The organism is Pseudomonas sp. Marseille-Q1929 (genome assembly GCF_017316265.1).
In the GTDB taxonomy this organism is placed as follows: Bacteria; Pseudomonadota; Gammaproteobacteria; order Pseudomonadales; family Pseudomonadaceae; genus Aquipseudomonas.
This window is the reverse complement of sequence record NZ_JAFLWU010000001.1, coordinates 544,493-565,320: the sequence shown is the minus strand read 5'-3', so window position 1 is coordinate 565,320 and position 20,828 is coordinate 544,493. Positions and strand designations below refer to the sequence as shown.

Annotated in this window: 21 protein-coding genes; 14 read left to right on the top strand and 7 right to left on the bottom strand. The window is 60.1% G+C overall.

The features are described 5' to 3' along the window. Positions 1 to 217: 217 nt before the first annotated feature. The 8 genes from rplM to J1G37_RS02565 all read left to right on the top strand — a co-directional run bounded on the left by rplM (position 218) and on the right by J1G37_RS02565 (position 6,015). Positions 218 to 646, top strand: coding sequence for a 50S ribosomal protein L13 (gene rplM, locus J1G37_RS02600; RefSeq protein WP_003171742.1), 429 nt, complete (start codon positions 218 to 220; stop codon positions 644 to 646). Between the two features lie 14 nt (positions 647 to 660). Next, positions 661 to 1,053 (top strand): 30S ribosomal protein S9, encoded by a 393-nt coding sequence (rpsI, locus tag J1G37_RS02595; protein WP_003216038.1) that lies wholly within the window; start codon positions 661 to 663, stop codon positions 1,051 to 1,053. Between the two features lie 266 nt (positions 1,054 to 1,319). Further along, complete coding sequence (petA, locus tag J1G37_RS02590) at positions 1,320 to 1,913, top strand: ubiquinol-cytochrome c reductase iron-sulfur subunit (protein ID WP_026136492.1); 594 nt, start codon at positions 1,320 to 1,322, stop codon at positions 1,911 to 1,913. Then, positions 1,913 to 3,124: a cytochrome bc complex cytochrome b subunit gene (locus J1G37_RS02585; protein ID WP_017734511.1), complete on the top strand. Its 1,212-nt coding sequence runs from the start codon at positions 1,913 to 1,915 to the stop codon at positions 3,122 to 3,124. Before petA ends, J1G37_RS02585 begins: the two co-directional genes overlap by 1 nt. Next, on the top strand, positions 3,124 to 3,906 hold the full coding sequence (locus tag J1G37_RS02580; protein WP_207040078.1) for a cytochrome c1: 783 nt from the start codon (positions 3,124 to 3,126) through the stop codon (positions 3,904 to 3,906). Before J1G37_RS02585 ends, J1G37_RS02580 begins: the two co-directional genes overlap by 1 nt. Positions 3,907 to 4,055: 149 nt before the next feature. Continuing rightward, complete coding sequence (locus tag J1G37_RS02575; protein WP_017734513.1) at positions 4,056 to 4,673, top strand: glutathione S-transferase N-terminal domain-containing protein; 618 nt, start codon at positions 4,056 to 4,058, stop codon at positions 4,671 to 4,673. A gap of 17 nt (positions 4,674 to 4,690) precedes the next feature. After that, a complete protein-coding gene (locus J1G37_RS02570) occupies positions 4,691 to 5,107 on the top strand; it encodes a ClpXP protease specificity-enhancing factor (RefSeq protein ID WP_207040077.1) in 417 nt (138 codons plus the stop codon). A 158-nt stretch (positions 5,108 to 5,265) separates the two neighbouring features. Further along, entirely contained in the window at positions 5,266 to 6,015 is a 750-nt protein-coding gene (locus J1G37_RS02565) for a FadR/GntR family transcriptional regulator (protein WP_207040076.1), read from the top strand. 156 nt (positions 6,016 to 6,171) lie between these two features. On the opposite strand, the gene J1G37_RS02560 is transcribed toward J1G37_RS02565, so the two are convergent. Continuing rightward, a complete protein-coding gene (locus tag J1G37_RS02560) occupies positions 6,172 to 7,329 on the bottom strand; it encodes a phospholipase (RefSeq protein ID WP_207040075.1) in 1,158 nt (385 codons plus the stop codon). 235 nt (positions 7,330 to 7,564) lie between these two features. On the opposite strand from J1G37_RS02560, the gene kdgD reads away from it, so the two are divergent. From kdgD to J1G37_RS02535, 5 genes are all read left to right on the top strand, one after another. Continuing rightward, positions 7,565 to 8,476 (top strand): 5-dehydro-4-deoxyglucarate dehydratase, encoded by a 912-nt coding sequence (gene kdgD, locus J1G37_RS02555; RefSeq protein ID WP_124527484.1) that lies wholly within the window; start codon positions 7,565 to 7,567, stop codon positions 8,474 to 8,476. A 54-nt stretch (positions 8,477 to 8,530) separates the two neighbouring features. Further along, positions 8,531 to 9,976, top strand: a complete 1,446-nt coding sequence (locus J1G37_RS02550; RefSeq protein WP_207040074.1) for an aldehyde dehydrogenase family protein — start codon at positions 8,531 to 8,533, stop codon at positions 9,974 to 9,976. Positions 9,977 to 10,075: 99 nt separating this feature from the next. Further along, complete coding sequence (locus J1G37_RS02545) at positions 10,076 to 11,440, top strand: MFS transporter (RefSeq protein WP_207040073.1); 1,365 nt, start codon at positions 10,076 to 10,078, stop codon at positions 11,438 to 11,440. Between the two features lie 11 nt (positions 11,441 to 11,451). Next, positions 11,452 to 13,005 (top strand): galactarate dehydratase, encoded by a 1,554-nt coding sequence (gene garD, locus J1G37_RS02540; protein WP_207040072.1) that lies wholly within the window; start codon positions 11,452 to 11,454, stop codon positions 13,003 to 13,005. Between the two features lie 187 nt (positions 13,006 to 13,192). Beyond that, positions 13,193 to 14,134 carry an AEC family transporter gene (locus tag J1G37_RS02535; RefSeq protein WP_124527481.1) on the top strand — a complete coding sequence of 314 codons (942 nt, stop codon included), beginning with the start codon at positions 13,193 to 13,195 and terminating at the stop codon, positions 14,132 to 14,134. 134 nt (positions 14,135 to 14,268) lie between these two features. Here the strand turns inward: J1G37_RS02535 and J1G37_RS02530 are convergent, their stop codons facing one another. From J1G37_RS02530 to gatC, 6 genes are all read right to left on the bottom strand, one after another. After that, entirely contained in the window at positions 14,269 to 14,652 is a 384-nt protein-coding gene (locus J1G37_RS02530) for a carboxymuconolactone decarboxylase family protein (RefSeq protein WP_207040071.1), read from the bottom strand. After that, a complete protein-coding gene (locus J1G37_RS02525; RefSeq protein WP_207040207.1) occupies positions 14,649 to 15,695 on the bottom strand; it encodes a calcium/sodium antiporter in 1,047 nt (348 codons plus the stop codon). Before J1G37_RS02525 ends, J1G37_RS02530 begins: the two co-directional genes overlap by 4 nt. A gap of 57 nt (positions 15,696 to 15,752) precedes the next feature. After that, complete coding sequence (locus tag J1G37_RS02520) at positions 15,753 to 16,124, bottom strand: septal ring lytic transglycosylase RlpA family protein (protein ID WP_207040070.1); 372 nt, start codon at positions 16,122 to 16,124, stop codon at positions 15,753 to 15,755. 157 nt (positions 16,125 to 16,281) lie between these two features. Then, positions 16,282 to 17,727, bottom strand: coding sequence for an Asp-tRNA(Asn)/Glu-tRNA(Gln) amidotransferase subunit GatB (gatB, locus tag J1G37_RS02515; protein WP_017738776.1), 1,446 nt, complete (start codon positions 17,725 to 17,727; stop codon positions 16,282 to 16,284). A 10-nt stretch (positions 17,728 to 17,737) separates the two neighbouring features. Further along, complete coding sequence (gene gatA, locus J1G37_RS02510; protein ID WP_207040069.1) at positions 17,738 to 19,189, bottom strand: Asp-tRNA(Asn)/Glu-tRNA(Gln) amidotransferase subunit GatA; 1,452 nt, start codon at positions 19,187 to 19,189, stop codon at positions 17,738 to 17,740. 16 nt (positions 19,190 to 19,205) lie between these two features. After that, positions 19,206 to 19,493, bottom strand: coding sequence for an Asp-tRNA(Asn)/Glu-tRNA(Gln) amidotransferase subunit GatC (gene gatC / locus J1G37_RS02505; RefSeq protein ID WP_017738774.1), 288 nt, complete (start codon positions 19,491 to 19,493; stop codon positions 19,206 to 19,208). 210 nt (positions 19,494 to 19,703) lie between these two features. On the opposite strand from gatC, the gene mreB reads away from it, so the two are divergent. Beyond that, positions 19,704 to 20,741 carry a rod shape-determining protein MreB gene (mreB, locus tag J1G37_RS02500; protein ID WP_002555108.1) on the top strand — a complete coding sequence of 346 codons (1,038 nt, stop codon included), beginning with the start codon at positions 19,704 to 19,706 and terminating at the stop codon, positions 20,739 to 20,741. The last annotated feature ends 87 nt before the right edge of the window (positions 20,742 to 20,828 follow it).

Genomic DNA, 20,828 nt, shown 5'->3' with positions numbered 1-20,828 from the left:
AGCAGGTTGAATTTTTTTTCGCAATCTGCATAATTGCCCACCTCTTTCTGCAGTGGAAGTGATGCGCCGCCTGCCGAAGAATCTTGCCGTTGAACGGACGCGCCGACCCGAGCCCCCGATAGCGTCTGTATCCGGCTGCCTTTGACTTGTCAAAGTACGCACTATTCAGTAAGATCCGCCGTCTAATTTACAGGGCGGCCCCTGAGGCTATTAAAGAATGACAACTTTTACTGCAAAACCGGAAACAGTTCAGCGCGACTGGTTTGTCGTCGACGCCGCTGGTCAGACCCTGGGTCGTCTGGCCACTGAAGTCGCCAGCCGTCTGCGTGGCAAGCACAAGCCTGAGTACACCCCTCACGTTGACACCGGTGACTACATCGTGATCATCAACGCTGAGCAGGTACGTGTTACCGGCAACAAAGCGCAAGACAAAATGTACTACCGTCACTCCGGTTTCCCAGGCGGTATCAAGTCTTCGAACTTCGAAGGCCTGATCTCCAAGAAGCCTGAAGCCCCGATCGAAATCGCGGTCAAAGGTATGCTGCCTAAGGGCCCACTGGGTCGCGATATGTTTCGCAAGCTGAAAGTCTATGCGGGCGCTGTACACCCTCATGCTGCTCAGCAGCCCCAAGAACTGAAGTTTTAACGGAATAGTTCATTATGTCGGCGACTCAAAATTACGGCACTGGCCGTCGCAAAACCGCAACCGCACGCGTTTTCCTGCGTCCGGGCACTGGTAACATCTCGATCAACAACCGCACTCTGGAAAATTTCTTCGGTCGCGAAACTGCCCGCATGGTAGTTCGTCAGCCGCTGGAACTGACCGAGACCGTTGAGAAGTTCGACATCTACGTCACCGTTATCGGTGGCGGTGTAAGTGGTCAAGCTGGCGCAATCCGCCACGGTATCACTCGCGCTCTGATGCAGTACGACGAAACCCTGCGTGGCGCTCTGCGCAAAGCTGGCTTCGTGACTCGCGATGCCCGTGAAGTTGAACGTAAGAAAGTCGGTCTGCGTAAAGCGCGTAAGCGTCCGCAGTACTCGAAGCGTTAATTCGCTTTACGTTCCACAAAAACGCCCAGTCTCCTCACGGAGCTGGGCGTTTTTTATTGCCTGCGATTTATGCACAAATTTGTGCGTGACAACTTGCCACATCCGTAGACCCCCTATACTACAAGGCCTGGAGGCTGAGCCCTGGGCAATTACCTTGTCAACCGTGGGGCTTTTCATTACCATTCGGCAAAATTTTTATAAGTAAAGATTCAACACTTAGTAGACGCCTGATTTAACAGGCCAAAAAGCTGATGGGAGAGGACTGAATGAGCAATGACGGCGTGAATGCAGGCCGGCGTCGCTTCTTGGTAGCAGCCACATCCGTGGTGGGTGCTGCAGGAGCGGTGGGGGCTGCGGTCCCGTTCGTGGGGTCATGGTTTCCCAGTGCCAAGGCGAAAGCCGCAGGTGCACCGGTGAAGGTGAATATCAGCAAGATCGAGCCAGGCCAGCAGATGATTGCTGAGTGGCGCGGCCAGCCGGTCTTCATTGTTCGTCGTACCGAGGAAATCCTGGGGAATCTCAAGAAGATCGAAGGTCAGTTGTCTGACCCTATGTCTGAGAAGTCCGACCAACCCGCCTACGCCAAAAACGAAGCGCGTTCGATCAAGCCAGAAATTCTGCTGCTGGTCGGTCTTTGTACTCACCTGGGTTGCTCGCCTACCTTCCGCCCGGAAGTTGCTCCGGTCGATCTGGGCAAGGATTGGGTCGGTGGTTATTTCTGCCCTTGCCACGGCTCGCACTACGACCTCGCTGGTCGCGTCTACAAGTCCCAACCTGCTCCCCTGAACCTGCCCGTTCCTCCGCATACCTACGAAACTGACGACCTCATTGTCATTGGCCTCGATAAGGAGAACGCGTGATGAGCAAGTTCATGGATTGGGTGGATGCGCGCTTCCCCGCCACAAAAATGTGGGAAGACCATCTCAGCAAATATTACGCACCAAAAAACTTCAACTTCTTCTACTTCTTCGGCTCGCTGGCACTGCTGGTGCTGGTCAACCAGATCGTCACCGGCGTCTGGCTGACCATGAGCTATACGCCGTCGGCAGAAGAAGCGTTCGCCTCCGTCGAATACATCATGCGTGACGTCGAGTACGGCTCGATCCTGCGTCTGCTGCACTCCACCGGCGCCTCGGCGTTCTTTATCGTCGTCTACATGCACATGTTCCGTGGCCTGCTCTACGGCTCGTACCAGAAGCCTCGTGAGCTGGTGTGGGTGTTCGGCATGCTGATCTACCTGGCGCTGATGGCCGAAGCCTTCATGGGTTACCTGCTGCCGTGGGGCCAGATGTCGTACTGGGGCGCCCAGGTGATCATCTCGCTGTTCGGTGCTATCCCAGTGATCGGCAACGACCTGACCCAGTGGATCCGTGGCGACTACCTGATCTCCGGCATCACCTTGAACCGCTTCTTTGCCTTGCACGTGGTGGCCTTGCCGATCGTGATCCTCGGCCTGGTGGTGCTGCACATCCTGGCGCTGCACGAAGTGGGTTCGAACAACCCGGATGGCGTGGACATCAAGAAGCACAAGGACGAGAACGGCATCCCACTGGATGGCATTCCGTTCCACCCGTACTACACCGTCAAGGACATTGTCGGCGTGGTCGTGTTCCTGTTCGTGTTCTGCTCGATCGTGTTCTTTTTCCCGGAGATGGGTGGTTATTTCCTGGAGAAGCCTAACTTCGAACAGGCCAACGCCTTCAAGACACCTGAGCACATTGCCCCGGTCTGGTACTTCACGCCGTTCTACGCGATCTTGCGCGCGATCCCGGACAAACTCATGGGCGTGATCGCCATGGGTGCGGCCATCGCCGTGCTGTTCGTGTTGCCTTGGCTCGACCGTAGCCCGGTCAAGTCCATGCGCTACAAGGGCTGGCTGAGCAAAATCTGGCTGTGGGTGTTCTGCATTGCCTTCGTGATCCTGGGCGTGTTGGGCGTATTGGCGCCAACCCCTGAGCGTACGTTGCTGTCGCAGGTCTGCACCTTCCTGTATTTCGCCTACTTCATTCTGATGCCGTTCTACACCCGGCTCGAGAAGACCAAACCGGTACCGGAAAGGGTGACTGGCTGATGAAAAAATTACTCGTTGCATTGATGCTTGCGGCCCTGCCGCTGCTGTCCTTCGCTGCCGAACATGGCGGCCCGGAGCTGGAAAAAGTCGATATCGACGTGTCGGACAAAGCCGCCCTGCAAGACGGCGCGCGGACGTTCGCCAACTACTGCATGGGCTGCCACAGCGCCAAGTTCCAGCGTTATGAGCGGGTTGCCGATGACCTCGGCATCCCGCACGAAGTAATGCTGGAGAAACTGGTGTTCACCGGCGCCAAGATCGGCGACCACATGAACATCGGCATGAAGCCTGCCGACGCCAAGGCCTGGTTCGGTGCAGCACCGCCCGACCTGACCCTGGTGGCACGCGTACGTGGCACCGACTGGCTCTACGGCTACCTGAAATCCTTCTACGAAGACCCGGCGCGTCCTTATGGCGTGAACAACAAAGTCTTCCCGAACGTCGGTATGCCTAACGTTCTGGTCGGCCTGCAGGGTCGCCAAGTGGTAGGATGCAAGCAGGTTCAGGTCGTTGAAGACGGCAAGAAGCAATATGACCCGTTGACCGGTACGCCTTTGACTCACGAAGCGTGCGATCAACTGACCATCGTGCCCAAGACCGGCGCGCTGAACGAAGAGCAGTTCGACGAGAAAGTGAAAAATCTCGTGACCTTCCTGGCCTACTCGGCCAACCCGGTCAAACTGCAGCACCAGCGCATCGGTACCTACGTCTTGCTGTACCTGGCTTTCTTCTTTGTATTCGCCTATCTGCTCAAACGCGAATACTGGAAGGATGTGCATTGATCCAACCGTAAGCAATTGCTGTTAATCTTGCGCGCCCAGCGGCATCTCTGAATACGTAGCGACCTGTTTGAACCGGTTGTTACAGAGATGCTCCCTGGGCGCGCTCGTTTTTGAGCTTTCGATAATTTCAACAAGCGAGGAGGACCGCCATGGGCGTGACCAATCGGTTGGCCTGTTACTCCGACCCCGCCGACCACTATTCCCACCGAGTACGTATCGTGCTCGCAGAGAAGGGTGTCAGCGCCGAGATCATCAGTGTGGAGGCGGGCCGTCAGCCGCCGAAACTGATCGAAGTGAACCCCTACGGCAGCTTGCCCACCCTGGTCGATCGTGACCTGGCGTTGTGGGAGTCGACCGTGGTGATGGAATACCTGGATGAGCGTTACCCGCATCCACCTTTGCTGCCGGTGTACCCGGTGGCGCGTGCCAACAGCCGCCTGCTGATCCATCGGATCCAGCGTGACTGGTGTGGGCTGGTGGATGTGATTCTGGATTCGCGTAGCAAAGAAGCGGCCCGTGTCGTGGCGCGCAAGGAATTGCGCGAGAGCCTGACTGGCGTTTCGCCGCTGTTCGCCGATAAACCTTTTTTCCTCAGCGAGGAACAAAGCTTGGTGGATTGCTGCCTATTACCGATACTCTGGCGCTTGCCGATTCTCGGTATTGAACTGCCGCGGCCAGCCAAGCCGCTGCTTGATTACATGGAGCGCCAGTTTGCGCGTGAGGCTTTCCAGGCGAGTCTGTCTGGTGTCGAACGCGATATGCGCTAAGGCTTAAGGAGCCGCTGATGAACTCCAGTCGACCTTACCTGGTCCGCGCGCTCTATGAGTGGATTGTGGACAACGATTGCACCCCGCACATGCTGGTCAATTCCGAATTTCCTGCGGTTCAGGTACCGCAGGGTTTTGCCAGTGACGGGCAGATTGTGCTGAACGTATCGCCCAGTGCCGTGCGCCACCTGCACATGGACAACGAAGCGGTGAGCTTCGAAGGGCGTTTCGGCGGTGTGCCGCATACGCTGTTCGTGCCGATTGGCGCCATTCTCGGGATCTACGCCCGGGAGAACGGCCAAGGCATGGTGTTTGATCTGGAGTCGCCGTTTGACGGCGACGAATCGATCGAAGGCGATGACGACGGTGATCTGCCACCGGATACCGAGCCACCGCGTCCAAGCGGCCGGCCGAGCCTGAAAGTGGTGAAGTAAACGGCGGTTGCCTTCGGGCACGCCTGAAAAATGCCTCGGCCTGTGCCGGGGCATTTTTTTGCGTGCTTGATGTGGATGAAAGTCGTGCCCGGACGGTGATCGTACAACCGCCATGGGCTATGATGCCTGCTCAAGTTCGCCGAGAAAGATGATTCATCATGGAAAACACCAGCGCCGCCCCTCGTCTTCCCCGCAAGCGCCGCAGCCTTGCCCAGGAATTGGTCACGGTGTTGTCCGAGCAGATCCGCGACGGCGAACTCAAGCGCGGTGACAAGCTGCCCACCGAGTCGGCGATCATGGAAGCCCATGGCGTCAGCCGCACCGTCGTACGTGAGGCCATCTCGCGCTTGCAGGCGGCGGGGCAGGTGGAGACCCGTCACGGCATCGGCACCTTTGTGCTGGATACGCCAAGCCCGAGCGGCTTCCGTATCGACCCGGCCACGGTGGTCACGTTGCGTGATGTGCTGGCGATCCTCGAATTGCGGATCAGCCTGGAAGTCGAGTCCGCAGGCTTGGCCGCATTGCGCCGCAGCGACGAACAACTGGCGACCATGCGCGCCGCCCTCGACGCCCTGAATGAAAGCGCAGCACATGCCGGCGATGCGGTGGCGTCCGACTTTGCCTTCCACCTGGAAATTGCCCTGTCCACCGGCAACCGCTACTTCACCGACATCATGACCCACCTGGGCACCAGCATCATTCCGCGTACGCGGCTGAATTCGGCACGCCTGGCCCATGATGACCAGCAGCACTACATGGGGCGTTTGAGTCGTGAGCATGAAGAGATTTACGAGGCGATCGCCCGTAAGGATTCGGATGCGGCGCGAGCGGCGATGCGGTTGCATTTGACCAATAGCCGGGAGCGGCTGCGCCATGCCCATGAAGAGGCAGAATCGCAGCGCAACTGAGGTTCAATCATCGAGCGTGCGGGCCCCAATTCAAGCTGGGTGGAATACGGTCAACTGTGGGAGCTGGCTTGCCTGCGATGGCGGTGTATCAGCCAGCAACTATTGAGCTGACCCGCCGCCATCGCAGGCAAGCCAGCTCCCACATTTGATCTGCGTTTAAGCCGCTGGCTGATTCGGCTTGTAGTCCTTGAGCAACAGATACGTGCTCCATCCCCACCAATCATCCGTCCAGCGCTTGTCGTTCAAATCATTCACGTCCTTGCGTCGCAGCACCTTGTCTCCTTCCATCTTGAACAGCGGCGAGAAGTTATTCGCCGGGTTCTGCGCGGCGTTCAAGTCCGGTACATACAACGGCGCCTTGAAGTTGGCCGGGGAGGGCGCCACGCCGCTGATAAAGGTGTCGAAGATTTCATCCGCCGAAGCCTGCACCGCACGTTTGACCTGCACCCGATTGTCCGCATCGATGGCATCGAAGTAGCGTTTATCCCCATAGGCATGCCATTGCTCCCCGAGGGCATTGCGCACCTTGAGCCCGAACTTGCTGTCTTCATCGTGCATGAAGCGGCTGATCAGCGAACCCAGTTCACCCGGCGTCACCACGGCCGCCAATTGCTTGCGTGGCACTCGCAAGTGCCCGGCAGAAAACAGGTCGGTCAAAAAGTGATCAGCGAAACTGTTCATGGCATACGCCAGTTCCAGCGCCTGGTCGGTACCGGTTTGGTGTGCCACCACGGCCTGCTGCAGGGCCGCCGTATGCCCGGCCAGGTACGCCGATAGCGCCCATTCACCGAAGTGGTCGGCATTGTCTGCCGCCAGTTTCAGATAACGCCCTAGCGGAACGAGCGCCGAAACCGCACTGCCGCCACCGGTGATACGGTTCCACTCCTCGGACAACGTATCACCCAGCGCGTCGTAGGCTTCATGGGCTTGCTTGCCGTCCCTGATCGCTTGGTTGACCGCGTTGATCTCCTTTTGCATCACCGCGAGGATCTTGCGCGCTTCCTCCCGCGACGCCGGCAAAACCGCCAGCGAATTAAACGCGGCGGTAAAGCGCTGCACACGGTCGGCTGGGGAGGCGCCATCGCTGATGGGTTGACCGGGAATGCCGTAGAAATCACCGCCCAGGGCGATCACTTGGCCGTAGGTCAGCGCCAGGCCGTTGGGCAGGTGCAGCTCGACTTGTCGGGCGGGGATTGCCGGGGCGTCCTTGGCGAAACGCAACAGCGTGTCGTCGCCGATGGCGGTGTGTTCGCCGCCTTCGAAGCGCAGGACGGGTTGGTTTTTTGCGGGTGCTGCGAGTTCAAGACCTGACATGTTAGCTCCTTGCTATGTCGTAGGAATCTTCCGTAATAACTGTATGCATATACAGTTATCGCTAGAATAGAGGATTAATTTCCTACGTCAAGAAGGCAGGCAAAACACCGAGTCCTGAAAGTGCTTCGACGAATTGCAGTTGACGAATCTTTTTATAGTTGTACGATGACGTACGACATCACCAAAACCAACAACAACCTTTCGACAGAAAGTCTTCGCCCAGGGTGTTCGAATAATGAATCCACAAGAACTGAAGTCCATCCTCTCCCACGGTCTGCTGTCTTTCCCCGTGACCGATTTCAATGCGCAGGGTGACTTCCACCAGGCGGGCTACATCAAGCGTCTGGAATGGCTGGCTCCCTACGGCGCCACGGCCCTTTTCGCTGCCGGCGGCACCGGTGAGTTTTTCTCCCTCGCCGCCAGCGAATATTCCCAAGTGGTCAAGACTGCTGTTGATACCTGCGCCACCAGCGTGCCCATTCTTGCCGGTGTGGGCGGTTCGACGCGCCAGGCCATCGAGTACGCCCAAGAGGCCGAGCGCCTGGGGGCCAAAGGCCTGCTGTTGCTGCCGCACTACCTCACCGAAGCCAGTCAGGACGGGGTTGCCGCCCACGTTGAAGCGGTGTGCAAATCGGTGAAGATTGGTGTGGTGGTGTACAACCGCAACGTCTGCCGCCTCACCGCGCCATTGCTGGAACGCCTGGCCGAACGCTGCCCGAACCTGATCGGCTATAAGGATGGCCTGGGCGATATCGAGCTGATGGTCTCGATTCGCCGTCGCCTCGGTGATCGTTTCAGCTACCTCGGCGGCCTGCCGACTGCAGAGGTTTACGCCGCTGCCTACAAGGCCCTGGGCGTGCCGGTGTACTCCTCGGCGGTGTTCAACTTCATCCCGAAAACCGCGATGGATTTCTACCACGCCATTGCCCGCGAAGATCACGCCACCGTCGACAAGATCATTGACGACTTCTTCCTGCCGTACCTGGACATCCGCAACCGCAAGGCTGGCTATGCCGTGAGCATCGTCAAGGCGGGCGCCAAGATCGTCGGCTACGACGCAGGCCCGGTGCGCACCCCGCTGACCGACCTGCTGCCGGAAGAATACGAAGCCCTGGCCGCGCTGATCGACAAGCAAGGCGCGCAATAACTTATCTACAAGGCCGCTGAGAGATCAGCGGCCTTTTGCGTCAGGAGAAGATTCGTGTCCCAAGCCCAGCGTTTTGAAAACTACATCAACGGCCAATGGGTGGCCGGTGCCGACTATTGCGTCAACCTCAACCCGTCGGACTTGTCCGATGTGATTGGCGAATACGCCAAGGCCGATGTCGGCCAAGTCAACGCCGCCATCGAGGCGGCACGCGCCGCTTTCCCGGCCTGGTCCACTTCCGGGATTCAGGCGCGCCACGATGCCCTGGATAAAGTCGGCAGCGAAATCCTCGCCCGCCGCGAAGAACTTGGCACCTTGCTGGCCCGGGAAGAGGGCAAGACCCTGCCCGAAGCCATTGGCGAAGTGACCCGCGCCGGTAACATCTTCAAGTTCTTCGCCGGTGAATGCCTGCGCTTGTCCGGCGACTACGTGCCGTCGGTACGCCCGGGCGTCAACGTTGAAGTCACCCGCGAAGCCCTTGGCGTGGTCGGCCTGATCACCCCGTGGAACTTCCCGATCGCGATCCCCGCGTGGAAAATTGCCCCGGCCCTGGCCTACGGCAACTGCGTGGTGATCAAGCCCGCCGAGCTCGTACCGGGCTGTGCCTGGGCCCTGGCGGAAATCATCTCCCGCGCAGGCTTCCCGGCCGGTGTGTTCAACCTGGTGATGGGCAGTGGCCGTGTTGTCGGCGACGTGCTGGTCAACAGCCCGAAAGTCGACGGCATCAGCTTCACCGGCTCCGTCGGTGTGGGTCGTCAGATCGCCGTCAGTTGCGTTTCGCGCCAGGCCAAGGTGCAGTTGGAAATGGGCGGCAAGAACCCGCAGATCATTCTCGACGACGCCGACCTCAAGCAGGCCGTCGAGCTGTCGGTGCAGAGCGCGTTCTACTCCACCGGCCAGCGTTGCACGGCCTCCAGCCGCCTGATCGTCACCGCCGGGATTCACGACCAGTTCGTCGCGGCGATGGCTGAGCGCATGAAGTCGATCAAGGTCGGCCATGCGTTGCAAAGCGGTACCGACATCGGCCCGGTGGTTTCCCAGGCCCAGTTGGACCAGGATCTGAAGTACATCGATATCGGCCAAAGCGAAGGTGCGCGGCTGGTCAGCGGTGGTGGCCTGGTGACCTGCGACACCGAAGGTTACTACCTGGCGCCAACGTTGTTTGCCGACAGCGAAGCCGCCATGCGCATCAGCCGTGAAGAGATCTTCGGCCCGGTGGCCAACGTGGTGCGCGTGGCGGACTACGAAGCAGCACTGGCCATGGCCAATGACACCGAGTTCGGGTTGTCGGCGGGCATTGCCACCACGTCGCTCAAATACGCCAACCACTTCAAGCGCCACTCCCAGGCCGGGATGGTGATGGTCAACCTGCCGACCGCCGGTGTGGACTATCACGTTCCATTCGGTGGCCGTAAGGGCTCATCCTATGGTTCGCGTGAGCAAGGTCGCTATGCGCAAGAGTTCTACACCGTGGTGAAGACCAGCTACATCGGTTCGTAACACGCAACACCTTGTGGGGGCCGGATGCCTGCTGGTCCCCACACTAAAAAACAGAAAACCATTACCCGCAAAAAAAATAATTAGTGGGAGTACTTCTACATGCAAGCGACCAAGCCGACCCATGTCCGCTATTTGATATTGCTCATGCTGTTCCTGGTGACCACGATCAACTACGCCGACCGGGCCACCATCGCCATCGCGGGCTCCAGCCTGCAAAAAGACCTCGGCATCGACGCGGTCACCCTCGGTTACATCTTCTCTGCATTCGGTTGGGCCTACGTGGCCGGGCAAATTCCCGGCGGCTGGTTGCTGGACCGGTTCGGTTCGAAAAAAGTCTATGCCCTGAGCATCTTCACCTGGTCACTGTTCACCGTGCTGCAAGGCTATGTCGGTGAGTTCGGTGTCTCCACCGCCGTCGTCGCGCTGTTTATGCTGCGCTTCATGGTGGGCCTGGCCGAAGCGCCTTCGTTTCCCGGAAATGCCCGTATTGTCGCGGCGTGGTTTCCTACGGCCGAGCGCGGTACGGCTTCGGCGATCTTCAACTCGGCGCAATACTTCGCCACGGTATTGTTTGCACCGCTGATGGGCTGGATCGTCTACAGCTTCGGCTGGCAGCACGTGTTTATCGTGATGGGCGTAATCGGCATCATCTTCTCGCTGATCTGGCTGAAAGTTATCCACAGCCCGCGCCAGCATCCGCTGATCAACGAAGCCGAGTTCAACCACATTGCCGCCAATGGCGCGATGGTGGATATGGACCAGGACAAGGGCAAAGGTAAAAAAACTGACGGTCCGAAGTGGGATTACATCCGCCAACTGCTGACCAACCGCATGATGCTCGGCGTGTACCTGGGCCAGTACTGCATCAATGGCATCACCTACTTCTTCCTGACCTGGTTCCCGGTGTATCTGGTGCAGGACCGTGGCATGACCATCCTCAAGGCCGGTTTCATCGCCTCGTTGCCGGCAATCTGCGGCTTTATCGGCGGTGTGCTCGGCGGGGTGATTTCCGACTACCTGCTGCGCAAGGGCCATTCGCTGACCTTCGCCCGCAAGGCGCCGATCATCGGTGGCCTGCTGATCTCCAGCAGCATCGTGGCCTGCAACTACGTGGATATCGAATGGATGGTGGTGGGCTTCATGGCCTTGGCCTTCTTCGGTAAAGGCGTTGGCGCACTGGGTTGGGCGGTGGTGTCCGACACTTCGCCGAAACAAATCGCCGGCCTCAGTGGCGGCTTGTTCAACACCTTCGGTAACCTCGCGTCGATCACTACGCCGATCGTTATCGGCTACATCATCAGCACCACCGGCTCGTTCAGGTGGGCCTTGGTGTTCGTCGGCGCCAACGCGCTGGTGGCGGTGTTCAGCTACCTGGTCATCGTTGGCCCGATCAAGCGCGTGGTGCTCAAAGAGCCGCCAAGCAAGGGCCCAGAGCTGACCCAACTTACCGAAGCGCACTCCTGAGGGGCGATGTAATGCAGTTGATTGAACATGCCGACTCGCCGCGCTCCATTCGCTTGCACGAGCGCGACAACGTAGTGATCGTGGTGAACGACCAGGGCGTACCGGCCGGGACCGAGTTCCCGGACGGCCTGGTGACCGTGGATTTCATCCCCCAGAGCCACAAGGTGACCCTGGAAGATATCCCCGAGGGCGGTCAGATTATTCGCTATGGCCAGACCATCGGTTACGCCTTGGCACCGATTCCGCGCGGCAGTTGGGTCCAGGAAGATCAACTGCGCATGCCCACCGCACCGCCGCTGGACAGCTTGCCGCTGTCCACCGAGGTGCCGCAAAGCCAGGCGCCGTTGGAGGGGTTCACCTTCGAGGGCTATCGCAACGCCGATGGCACCGTGGGCACGCGCAATATTCTCGGCATCACCACCACGGTGCAGTGCGTCACGGGGGTGCTGGACCATGCGGTCAAGCGCATCAAGGACGAGCTGCTGCCCAAGTACCCCTACGTCGATGACGTGGTGGCGCTGACCCACAGTTACGGCTGTGGCGTGGCGATTACCGCGACGGATGCCTACATTCCGATCCGCACCGTGCGCAACCTGGCGCGCAACCCGAACCTGGGCGGCGAAGCCCTGGTGATCAGCCTGGGCTGCGAGAAACTGCAGGCCGGGCAGGTGATGCACGACAACGACAGCTCGGTCGATTTGAGCGAGCCGTGGCTGTATCGCTTGCAGGATTCCAGCCACGGCTTCACCGAGATGATCGAGCAGATCATGGAACTGGCCGAAACACGCTTGAAGAAGCTCGACCAGCGCCGTCGCGAAACCGTGCCGGCGTCGGAGCTGATCCTGGGCATGCAGTGCGGCGGCAGCGATGCGTTTTCCGGCATCACCGCCAACCCGGCGCTGGGTTATGCCTCGGACTTGCTGCTGCGGGCCGGGGCGACGGTGATGTTTTCCGAAGTGACTGAAGTCCGCGATGCGATTTACCTGCTGACTTCACGCGCCGAGAGCAAGGAAGTCGCCCAAGAGCTTGTCAGGGAAATGGACTGGTACGACCGTTACCTGGCCAAGGGCGAGGCTGACCGCAGCGCCAACACCACGCCGGGCAACAAGAAGGGCGGGTTGTCGAATATTGTCGAGAAGTCCTTGGGCTCCATCGTCAAGTCCGGTAGCAGCGCCATCAACGGGGTGCTGGGCCCGGGCGAGCGTTTCAAGGGCAAGGGCCTGATCTTTTGCGCGACGCCGGCCAGTGACTTTGTGTGCGGCACCTTGCAGTTGGCAGCGGGGATGAACCTGCATGTGTTCACTACCGGGCGTGGCACGCCGTATGGGCTGGCGATGGCGCCGGTGGTGAAGGTGTCGACGCGTACGGAGTTGGCGCAGCGCTGGCCGGATTTGATCGACATTGATGCCGGACGCATTGCCACGGGGCGTGCGAGCATTGAGGAATTGGGGTGGGAGTTGTTCCACTTCTACCTGGATGTGGCCAGTGGCAAGAAGCAGACCTGGGCGGAGCGGCATAAGCTGCATAACGACATCACCCTGTTCAACCCGGCGCCCATCACCTGAGACCGATGCGGACAATGTGGGAGCTGGCTTGCCTGCGATAGCAATGTATCAGTGACAGATGTATCGACTGACACACCGCCATCGCAGGCAAGCCAGCTCCCACATTTGATTGGTGTTGTCCATGCGAGCCTGCTCTTACTGGCTTATCATTAGCCACCTAACGACGCTCACCAAGGTTCTCCCCGGCATGCTGGCAATTTTCCTCACCACCCTGTCCATCACCGCGCCGGTGTTTGCCATGCTGTTTCTCGGTGTGCTGCTCAAGCGCATCGACTGGATAAACGACAACTTTATCCACACGGCGTCGTCCCTGGTGTTCAACGTCACCATGCCGGCGCTGCTGTTCCTGGGCATCCTGCATGCCGACCTGCACTCGGCGCTCAAGCCGGGTTTGCTGATTTACTTTGCTGTCGCGACCTTGCTCAGTTTTGCCCTGGCCTGGGGCTGGGCGATCTGGCGTTGCCCGCGTGAAGACCGCGGCATCTATACCCAAGGCGCGTTTCGTGGAAACAACGGCGTGATCGGCCTGGCGCTGGCAGCCAGTATGTACGGCGATTACGGCATCTCCCTCGGCGCGATCCTCGCCGCGCTGGTGATCCTGTTCTACAACACCCTGTCGACCATTGTGCTGGCGGTGTACAGCCCGGTAATCAAGTCCGACCCGTGGAGCATCCTCAAAAGCGTGGTGGCCAACCCGTTGATTATCAGCGTGATCGTCGCCACGCCGTTCGCGGTGTTCCAGATCGGTTTGCCGGGTTGGCTGGAGTCGTCGGGCCGCTACCTGGCGGACATGACCTTGCCGCTGGCGCTGATCTGCATTGGCGGTACCTTGTCGCTGGCGGCGCTGCGCAAAAGCGGCGGCATGGCCTTGAGCGCGAGCCTGGTGAAGATGATCGGTTTGCCCCTGGTGGCCACATTGGGCGCCTGGCTGCTGGGGTTCCGGGGGCCGGAGTTGGGGATTCTGTTCTTGTACTTCGGTGCACCGACGGCGGCGGCCAGTTTTGTGATGGCCAGGGCGGCAGAGGGCAATCATGAGCTGGCGGCGGCGATTATCGTGATTACTACGCTGATGGCGGCGGTGACGACGAATATCGGGATTTTTGTGTTGCAGGCGGGGGGCTGGATCTGAATTTTGTGGTGTTTGTGAGGGCCAATCGCAGGCAAGCCAGCTCCCACAGTTGACCGAGTTCCAACATGAGAATGCGGTCAACTGTGGGAGCTGGCTTGTCGGGTCGCCGCATCGCTGCGATAGCTATCTAGCAGTCACTGTTGATCAGCCTGATACGCCTCAATCACTTCCTGCGCCGCGCGAAACGCATCAATCGCCGCCGGCACACCCGCATACACCGCACAATGCAGCAGCGCCTCGCGAATCTCCTCCACGGTACAGCCATTGTTCAACGCCCCGCGCACATGGCCCTTGAGCTCCTGCGGGCATTTGAGTGCAGTGAGGGCGGCGAGGGTGATCAGGCTGCGGGTCTTCAGCGGCAAACCCTCGCGATTCCACACGCCGCCCCAGGCGTGTTCGTTGACGAAATCCTGCAACGGCTGGGTGAACTCCGTGGCATTGCCCAGGGCGCGGTCAACGAACACATCGCCCATGACCTGGCGACGCATCTCAACCCCGGACTTTTTCTCATCGGTCATTGCGATTCCCTCTTCTGTTGGCGGCGCCAGGCTCGCAGCGTGCTGAACAACAGGAATGCCACCAGCACTGGCAGGACGTAATAGAGCATCAGGTGTTCAAGCTTGGTGGCCAGGGGCATGCCGGTGGTGAACGACATCACATGCAGCCCATACGCCAGGTACAGCCCCAGCAGCACCAGGCCTTCGGCGCGGGTCACGCGGTAGCCGGTGTAGAACACCGGCAGGCACAACACCAGGGCAGCGAGCATCACCGGCAGGTCGAAGTCCAGGGCATTGGGCGAGACCGACAGCGGCGTCGGCGCCACCAGCGCGGTAAACCCCAGCACGCCGAGCAGGTTGAACAGGTTGCTGCCGATCACGTTGCCCACGGCAATGTCCCGCTCGCCGCGCAGGGCGGCGATCAGCGAGGTGGCGAGGCACGGCAGGGAGGTACCGACGCCGATCAGCGTCAGGCCGATGACCCGTTCCGACAGCCCCAGGTCGCCGGCCACATCCACCGCTGCGCCCAGCAGCAAGTGCCCGGCCAGCACCAGCACAAGGAACCCGCCCAGCAACAGCAGCACACTGCTCAGCCAGGGCGCCTTGGCCACCGTATCCAGGGTGCGCGGGCGGCGGGAGTGGCGGGTCTGGTAGTGCAGCACGCCGAGGTAGGCGAGCAGGGCCACCAACAGCAGCAAGCCGTCGGCGGGGGTGAGCGCTTCATTGGCGGCGAGGGTAAACACCAGCAGGCCCGCGATGATCATCACCGGGATATCCAGGCGTACCAATTGGCGCGAGACCCGCAGCGGAATGATCAGCGCCGACAGGCCCAAGGTCACCAGGATGTTGAAGATGCTGCTGCCGATCACGCTGCCCACGGCGATATCGGTGTTGCCGGCCAGGGTGGCTTGCAGGCTGACGGTCATCTGCGGCGCGCTGCTGCCGAAGGCGACAATGGTCAGGCCGATGATCAACGGCCGCACCTTGAGGCTGGCGGCCAGGCGCACGGCGGCACGCACCAGGATTTCCGCGCCGGTGATCAGCAACAGCAAGCCGCTGACCAGTTCCAGTAGGCTCCAGGGCGAGAGGGCAGTTAATCCGAAAATGGCCAGGGCTCCGTTTTAGTTGCTCAGGGCTTGCACGCGCACTCGCGCGGTGCCGCTGCTGAGCATACCCAGCTGCTCGGCAGCCTTGCGTGAAAGATCGATCAAGCGCCCACGGGTATGCGGGCCGCGATCATTGATACGCACCACCACGGATCTGTCGTTGTTGAGATTGGTCACCTTGACCTGGGTGCCGAACGGCAATTGCCGGTGGGCGGCGGTCAGGGCGTTCTGGTTGAAGGGTTCACCGCTGGCGGTTTTTTTGCCGTGGTGTTTGGCGCCGTAATAGGAGGCGGTGCCGGTTTCGTCGTAGCCGTTGGGGTTGACGAGACCGCTGGCGCAGCCGGTCAGTAGGGAGAATAGTGCCAGGAGGCCAAGTAGACGCTTCATTTTCAAAGGTGCCCCATAACCAATGTGGGAGCTGGCTTGCCTGCGATGCAGACGACTCGGTGCCTCAAGAACACTGAGGTGATGCAATCGCAGGCAAGCCAGCTCCCACAGGGGATCCGGGTGGGGAGTCAAATCTCACCCGGACCATTCATCGCTGTCAGCCTTCGAGCTTGCTTTTCAGCAATTCGTTCACCTGTTGCGGGTTGGCCTTGCCTTTGGAGGCTTTCATCGCCTGGCCCACAAAGAAGCCGAACATCTTGCCGCGCTTGGCTTCGTCTGCCGCACGGTATTGCTCGACCTGCTCGGCGTTGGCCGCGAGCATTTCATCCAGCACGGCGGAAATCGCGCCGCTGTCGGTGACTTGCTTGAGGCCGCGCTTGTCGATGATTTCGTCAGCGTTGCCTTCGCCTGCGGCCATGGCTTCGAACACGGTCTTGGCGATCTTGCCGGAGATGGTGTTGTCCTTGATGCGCAGCAGCATGCCGCCCAACTGCTCGGCAGTGACCGGGGCTTCGTCGATTTCCAGGCCCTGTTTGTTCAACAGGCTGCCCAGCTCAACCATCACCCAGTTGGCCGCCAGTTTGGCGTCACCGGCAATGCTCACGACTTTTTCGAAGTAGTTGGCTTGTTCACGGCTGGAGGCCAGGACGCTGGCATCGTAGACCGACAGGCCGAACTGCTCCTGGAAGCGCTCGCGTTTTTGCTGCGGCAATTCCGGCAGGGTGGCGCGCACGTCATTGAGGAACGAGTCCTCGATGACCACCGGCAACAGGTCCGGGTCGGGGAAGTAACGGTAGTCGTTGGCTTCCTCTTTGCTGCGCATGGCGCGGGTTTCATCTTTGTTCGGGTCGTACAGGCGGGTCTGCTGGATGACCTTGCCGCCGTCTTCGATCAGCTCGATCTGGCGACGCACTTCGCTGTTGATCGCTTTCTCGATGAAGCGGAACGAGTTGACGTTCTTGATCTCGCAGCGGGTGCCGTACTCGGCCTGGCCCTTTGGACGGATCGACACGTTGCAGTCGCAACGCAGCGAGCCTTCAGCCATGTTGCCGTCACAGATGCCCAGGTAGCGCACCAGCGCGTGGATAGTCTTGACGTAGGCCACGGCCTCTTTGGCGCTGCGCATGTCCGGCTCGGAGACGATCTCCAGCAGCGGCGTGCCGGCACGGTTCAGGTCGATACCGGTGGCGCCCGGGAATTCTTCATGCAGGCTCTTGCCAGCATCTTCTTCCAAGTGCGCACGAGTTACGCCGACGCGCTTGATGGTGCCGTCTTCCAGGGGGATGTCCAGGTGGCCCTTGCCGACGATCGGCAATTCCATCTGGCTGATCTGGTAGCCCTTGGGCAGGTCCGGGTAGAAGTAGTTCTTGCGCGCGAACACGTTGTGCTGGCCGATCTCGGCGTCAATCGCCAGGCCGAACATCACCGCCATGCGTACCGCTTCCTGGTTCAGCACCGGCAGCACGCCGGGCATGCCCAGGTCGACCAGGCTGGCCTGGGTGTTCGGCTCGGAGCCGAACGTGGTGGCGCTACCGGAGAAAATCTTCGATTGGGTGGCGAGCTGGGTATGAATCTCCAGCCCGATCACGACTTCCCATTGCATAGTGTTCTCCTCAGAAGCCGGTAGGGGTGCGGGTGTGCCAGTCGGTGTGCAACTGGTACTGGTGCGCCACATTGAGCAGGCGGCCTTCCTGGAAATACGGGGCGAGCAATTGCACGCCGACCGGCAGGCCATCGACGAAACCGGCAGGCATGGACAAGCCCGGCAGGCCCGCGAGGTTGGCGGTGATGGTGTACAGGTCTTCGAGGTACGCAGCCACCGGGTCGCCATTCTTGGCGCCAAGCTTCCAGGCCGGGTTTGGCGTGGTTGGGCCGAGGATCACGTCGACTTCTTCAAAGGCGGCCATGAAGTCGTTCTTCACCAGGCGACGGATTTTTTGCGCCTTGAGGTAGTACGCGTCGTAGTAGCCGGCCGACAGGGCGTAGGCACCGACCATGATGCGCCGTTGTACTTCGGCCCCGAAGCCTTCGCCACGGGAGCGCTTGTACAGATCGGTGAGGTCTTTCGGGTTTTCGCAGCGGTAGCCAAAACGTACGCCGTCGAAACGCGATAGGTTGGACGAGGCCTCCGCTGGCGCGATCACGTAGTACGCAGGAATCGCGTGCCCGTTGTTCGGCAGGCTGATTTCCTTGATCACGGCGCCGAGCTTTTCCAGCTCCTTGACGCTGTTGTGCACCAGTTCGGCGATGCGTGGGTCGAGACCGGCGCTGAAGTACTCCTTCGGCACGCCGATGCGCAGGCCTTTGATCGAGGTGTTGAGGCTGGCGCTGTAGTCCGGCACTGGCTCATCGATGCTGGTGGAGTCCTGTTTATCGAACCCAGCCATGCCTTGTAACAAAATCGCGCAGTCTTCGGCAGTGCGTGCCAGAGGGCCGCCCTGATCGAGGCTGGAAGCGTAGGCGATCATGCCCCAGCGGGAAACGCGACCGTAGGTCGGCTTCAGGCCGGTGAGGTTGGTGAACGCCGCTGGCTGGCGGATCGAACCGCCGGTGTCGGTGGCAGTGGCCGCCGGCAGGAAGCGCGCGGCCACGGCTGCAGCCGAGCCGCCGGACGAACCGCCGGGCACGTGCTCCAGGTTCCACGGGTTTTTCACCGCGCCGTAGTAGCTCGACTCGTTGGCCGAACCCATGGCGAATTCGTCCATGTTGGTCTTGCCCAGGGTCACGGCCCCGGCGGCAGCCAGCTTGGACACCACGGTGGCGTCGTAGGGCGCCTTGAAGTTGTCGAGCATCTTCGAGCCGCAGCTGGTGCGAATGCCCTGGGTGCAGAACAAGTCCTTGTGGGCGATGGGAGCCCCCAGCAGCGCGCCATTTTCACCGTTGGCGCGACGCACGTCGGCGGCCTTGGCCTGGCTCAGGGCCAGTTCTTCGGTGAGGCTGATGAAGCTGTTGACCTTCGGATCGTGCTCGGCGATACGCGCCAGCAGGGTCTTGGTCAGCTCTTCGGAAGAAAACTTTTTGTCGGCGAGACCGCGGGCGATCTCGGCCAGAGTCATGTGATGCATGAAAGGCTCTTTCCCTTTAGTCGATGACTTTCGGAACCAGGTACAGGCCGTTTTCGACCGCTGGCGCGATGGACTGGTAGGCCTCGCGATTATTACTTTCGGTTACAACATCTGCACGCAGGCGCTGGCTGGCTTCCAGCGGGTGCGCCAGGGGCTCGATGCCGTCGGTATTCACGGCCTGCATTTGGTCAACCAGCCCGAGAATGCTGTTCAGGGCTGCGGTAATCGGTGGAAGATCGGCTTCAGCCAGGCCCAGGTGGGCGAGGTGAGCGATTTTTTCCACGTCGGAGCGGTCAAGCGCCATGGGATTCTCCAGTGGAAAACAGAACGGAGGGCGTCCGTGTGTTAGATTGTCGGAACACTACCGCATTTCTACGGTCATATGGCCGCGATTGTGGGGGTTGGTGCGTAGAAAGTCGGCCAATTTAGCACATTGGCGCCTTGCCCAAAATCCCTGTCGTTGTTAGAGTTTGCCGCACTTTTTTACCCACGCGTTGCCTAGGGTCCTTTCCCCATGTTCAAGAAACTGCGTGGCATGTTTTCCAGCGATCTTTCCATTGACCTGGGCACTGCCAACACCCTTATTTACGTGCGCGAGCGCGGTATCGTTCTGAATGAGCCATCGGTTGTGGCCATTCGGACCCATGGTAATCAGAAAAGTGTCGTTGCCGTCGGCACCGAGGCCAAGCGCATGCTCGGCCGTACACCAGGCAATATTGCTGCCATTCGTCCGATGAAAGACGGCGTGATCGCCGACTTCAGTGTCTGCGAGAAGATGCTGCAGTACTTCATCAACAAGGTTCACGAAAACAGTTTCCTGCAGCCCAGCCCTCGTGTGCTGATCTGCGTTCCGTGCAAGTCCACCCAGGTGGAGCGTCGTGCCATCCGTGAATCGGCCCTTGGCGCCGGTGCCCGTGAAGTGTTCCTGATCGAAGAGCCAATGGCTGCTGCGATCGGTGCCGGCCTGCCGGTTGAAGAAGCGCGCGGTTCGATGGTGGTGGATATCGGTGGTGGTACCACTGAAATCGCCCTGATCTCCCTGAACGGTGTGGTGTATGCCGAATCCGTACGCGTTGGCGGCGACCGCTTCGACGAAGCGATCATCACTTATGTGCGTCGCAACTACGGCAGCCTGATCGGTGAATCCACCGCAGAGCGCATCAAGCAGGAAATCGGTACCGCTTACCCGGGCGGCGAAGTGCGCGAAGTCGATGTTCGCGGTCGCAACCTGGCCGAAGGCGTTCCACGTGCCTTCACCCTGAACTCCAATGAAGTGCTGGAAGCTCTGCAAGAGTCCCTGGCCACCATCGTTCAGGCTGTGAAAAGCGCCCTGGAGCAATCGCCGCCGGAACTGGCTTCCGACATCGCCGAGCGTGGCCTGGTGCTGACCGGTGGTGGCGCCTTGCTGCGCGACCTCGACAAGCTGCTGGCCCAAGAGACTGGCCTGCCGGTGATCGTCGCCGAAGATCCGCTGACCTGCGTTGCTCGTGGCGGTGGTCGTGCACTGGAAATGATGGATAAACACACCATGGACCTGCTCTCCAGCGAATAAGCTGCGTTGGGCGGTACAGGCTTGGCCAGCAGGCAGCACTTTGCAGTGCTGCCTGTTGGCGTTTATCTTCTTCAATCTGCATCCAGG